Origin of the sequence: Agrobacterium vacciniicorymbosi (genome assembly GCF_040427045.1) — a bacterium.
Classification (GTDB): domain Bacteria; phylum Pseudomonadota; class Alphaproteobacteria; order Rhizobiales; family Rhizobiaceae; genus Agrobacterium.
Genome location: NZ_JBETMF010000027.1, coordinates 2,501 through 6,255, shown reverse-complemented (window position 1 = coordinate 6,255; position 3,755 = coordinate 2,501). Strand labels below are relative to the sequence as shown.

At 51.9% G+C, this 3,755-nt stretch carries 2 rRNA genes; both read right to left on the bottom strand.

Annotated features, from left to right (window positions below):
• Positions 1–49 precede the first annotated feature (49 nt).
• A 5S ribosomal RNA gene (rrf, locus tag ABUK73_RS23310) occupies positions 50–164 on the bottom strand.
• A gap of 389 nt (positions 165–553) precedes the next feature.
• Positions 554–3,353: ribosomal RNA gene (locus tag ABUK73_RS23305) — 23S ribosomal RNA — on the bottom strand.
• Positions 3,354–3,755: the final 402 nt, after the last annotated feature.

Below are 3,755 nucleotides of genomic sequence, written 5' to 3'. Positions count from 1 at the left end.
TTGTTTTTGCGTTGAGAAGATATTGATTGTCATGAGTTGCGTTTTGCAGACCTGGCAGCGACCTACTCTCCCGCGTCTTAAGACGGAGTACCATTGGCGCTGGGGCGTTTCACGGCCGTGTTCGGAATGGGAACGGGTGCAGCCGCCCCGCAATAACCACCAGGTCGGCAAAACGCAACATATGTTCATGTGGAACACATGAACATATGATTGCTTGTGATTGGTGTAGCTTATCCTGTTCGCTTGACGCTCACAGGGCACACCAATGGTCGATACGGCACCCTCAGCGATGAGGATACGTTTGACCAAAGCAACATGTTCATGATTTCACATGGAAACTGTTGTTTCGAGAAGCTGGGTGGCATTGCCACTTTTTGTCTTAATATACACGTCTCACTTGACGCATCCGTATGGTGCCTTGCTCGATGTTGGAGCATGCCACCCATACAGGACGCTAGTCCGTCGCGCCTTGTGGCGCGCGCCGTCCGCAGGCCTTTGGCCGTGAGGACAGAAGTCTTCATCGAACTGCGTTCGATGAACATAATCAATGGGAACGAAGAAGTCGATCGAGCTATTAGTAACGGTAAGCTTCATGCATTGCTGCACTTCCACACCCGTCCTATCAACGTGGTCGTCTTCCACGGCTCTGATAGGGAACACTCGTTTTCAGGTTGGTTTCCCGCTTAGATGCCTTCAGCGGTTATCCATTCCGTATATAGCTACTCTGCTATGCCCTTGGCAGGACAACAGATCCACCAGAGATACGTCCATCCCGGTCCTCTCGTACTAGGGACAGATCCTGTCAATATTCCTACACCCACGGCAGATAGGGACCGAACTGTCTCACGACGTTCTGAACCCAACTCACGTACCGCTTTAAATGGCGAACAGCCATACCCTTGGGACCTGCTCCAGCCCCAGGATGCGATGAGTCGACATCGAGGTGCCAAACAACCCCGTCGATATGGACTCTTGGGGGTCATCAGCCTGTTATCCCCGGCGTACCTTTTATCCGTTGAGCGATGGCCCTTCCACACGGGACCACCGGATCACTATGACCGACTTTCGTCTCTGCTCGACTTGTCAGTCTCGCAGTCAGGCTAGCTTATGCCATTGCACTCGACGACCGATTTCCGACCGGTCTGAGCTAACCATCGCGCGCCTCCGTTACTCTTTCGGAGGCGACCGCCCCAGTCAAACTACCCACCATACACTGTCCCGGATCCGGATAACGGACCGCGGTTAGACATCCACGAAGATAAGGGTGGTATTTCAAGGATGGCTCCACGGGAACTGGCGTCCCCGCTTCAAAGCCTACCACCTATCCTACACATGCCTTGGCGAATGCCAGTGTAAAGCTATAGTAAAGGTGCACGGGGTCTTTCCGTCTGACCGCAGGAACCCCGCATCTTCACGGGGAATTCAATTTCACTGAGTCTATGTTGGAGACAGCGGGGAAGTCGTTACGCCATTCGTGCAGGTCGGAACTTACCCGACAAGGAATTTCGCTACCTTAGGACCGTTATAGTTACGGCCGCCGTTTACTGGGGCTTCAGTTCAGAGCTTGCACCCCTCCCTTTAACCTTCCAGCACCGGGCAGGCGTCAGACCCTATACGTCGTATTGCTACTTCGCAGAGCCCTGTGTTTTTGATAAACAGTCGCTACCCCCTGGTCTGTGCCACCCCATACTAGTTGCCTAACATGGGGTCACGCTTCTTCCGAAGTTACGCGTGCAATTTGCCGAGTTCCTTCAACATAGTTCTCTCAAGCGCCTTGGTATACTCTACCTGACCACCTGTGTCGGTTTCGGGTACGGTCTATACGGTGGAGCTATTTCCTGGAACCTCTTCGCCGCACATTCAATCCAATAAGAATGTACAACACACGAGATCCGTCACTACCACCAGGCCCACGAATATTAACGTGGTTCCCATCGACTACGCGTGTCCGCCTCGTCTTAGGGGCCGGCTAACCCTGCTCAGATTAACTTTAAGCAGGAACCCTTGGTCTTTCGGCGAGGGAGTCTCTCACTCCCTTTATCGTTACTCATGTCAACATTCGCACTTCCGATATCTCCAGGGGCCCTCACGGGTCCCCCTTCACAGACTTACGGAACGCTCCGCTACCACACGTCTTGCGACGTATCCTCAGCTTCGGTGCATGGCTTTAGCCCCGTTACATTTTCGGCGCAAAGACCCTTATTTAGACCAGTGAGCTGTTACGCTTTCTTTAAATGATGGCTGCTTCTAAGCCAACATCCTGGTTGTTTTGGGATCCTCACATCCTTTCCCACTTAGCCATGACTTGGGGACCTTAGCTGGAGGTCAGGGTTGTTGCCCTCTTCACGACGGACGTTAGCACCCGCCGTGTGTCTGCCGATTAGTACTCCTCGGTATTCGGAGTTTGGTTAGGATCAGTAAGACGGTGAGTCCCCATAGCCCATCCAGTGCTCTACCCCCGAGGGTATTCGATCGACGCACTACCTAAATAGTTTTCGCGGAGAACCAGCTATTTCCGAGTTTGATTGGCCTTTCACCCCTAGCCACAAGTCATCCCAATCTATTGCAACAGATATGGGTTCGGCCCTCCAGTTGGTGTTACCCAACCTTCAGCCTGCTCATGGCTAGATCACTCGGTTTCGGGTCTAATGCAACAAACTAAACGCCCTATTCAGACTCGCTTTCGCTACGCCTACACCTACCGGCTTAAGCTTGCTTGCTACACTAAGTCGTTGACCCATTATACAAAAGGTACGCCGTCACTCTTTCGAGCTCCGACTGCTTGTAGGCATCCGGTTTCAGGTTCTATTTCACTCCCCTCGTCGGGGTGCTTTTCACCTTTCCCTCACGGTACTTGTTCGCTATCGGTCATGCACGAGTACTTAGGCTTGGAGAGTGGTCTCCCCATGTTCAGACAGGATTTCACGTGTCCCGCCCTACTCAAGGACAATGCCTGTTCTACGTCTACGGGGCTATCACCCGCTATGGCCGACTTTTCCAAATCGTTCGACTTTATTCAGCATTGCCACTGGCCTGGTCCGCGTTCGCTCGCCACTACTTACGGAGTCTCGGTTGATGTCCTTTCCTTCAGGTACTTAGATGTTTCAGTTCCCTGAGTTCGCTTCTTACACCCTATGTATTCAGATGCAGATACCTTATCATAATGCTTGGAAACCCAAGCCGTCCATCGCTGAACAACTTGGATTCTCCAAGCATTTAAGGTGGGTTGCCCCATTCGGAGATCCATGGATCAAAGCTTATTCGCAGCTCCCCACGGCTTATCGCAGCGTATCACGTCCTTCTTCGCCTGTGCATGCCAAGGCATCCACCAAATGCCCTTAATTCACTTCTTCGTTCTCATTGTCTATGCTCATCCATATTTGCTTGATTTGGAATTCCTATCCTTTTCGCTTGCGCTCAAAGGGGTTCCAAATCTGGCCATACTGCAACCCTTCGGAAACAGTAGAACCGGCAAAAGCCTGATTACCTTTTACAATCAAGCCACTTCATGATGACATCGACGTGTCGATACAGTCCTCTTTGAAGGCACGCCGGTGCACTTCGAGGCCGTATCATTAAGACCAGCTTCTCGAGATATCATCCGGTGATGCGCGGTCAGGCAACACCAATCCAGCATGTCCATCAGAGGAAGATCCTTAAATCTTCCAACAACAAACATGCCTAGGACAAGCTTTCCTACCTACCTCCAATCCCTCCACCAATTCCGGCCGACTAAGCCATCACATGGGTTCACT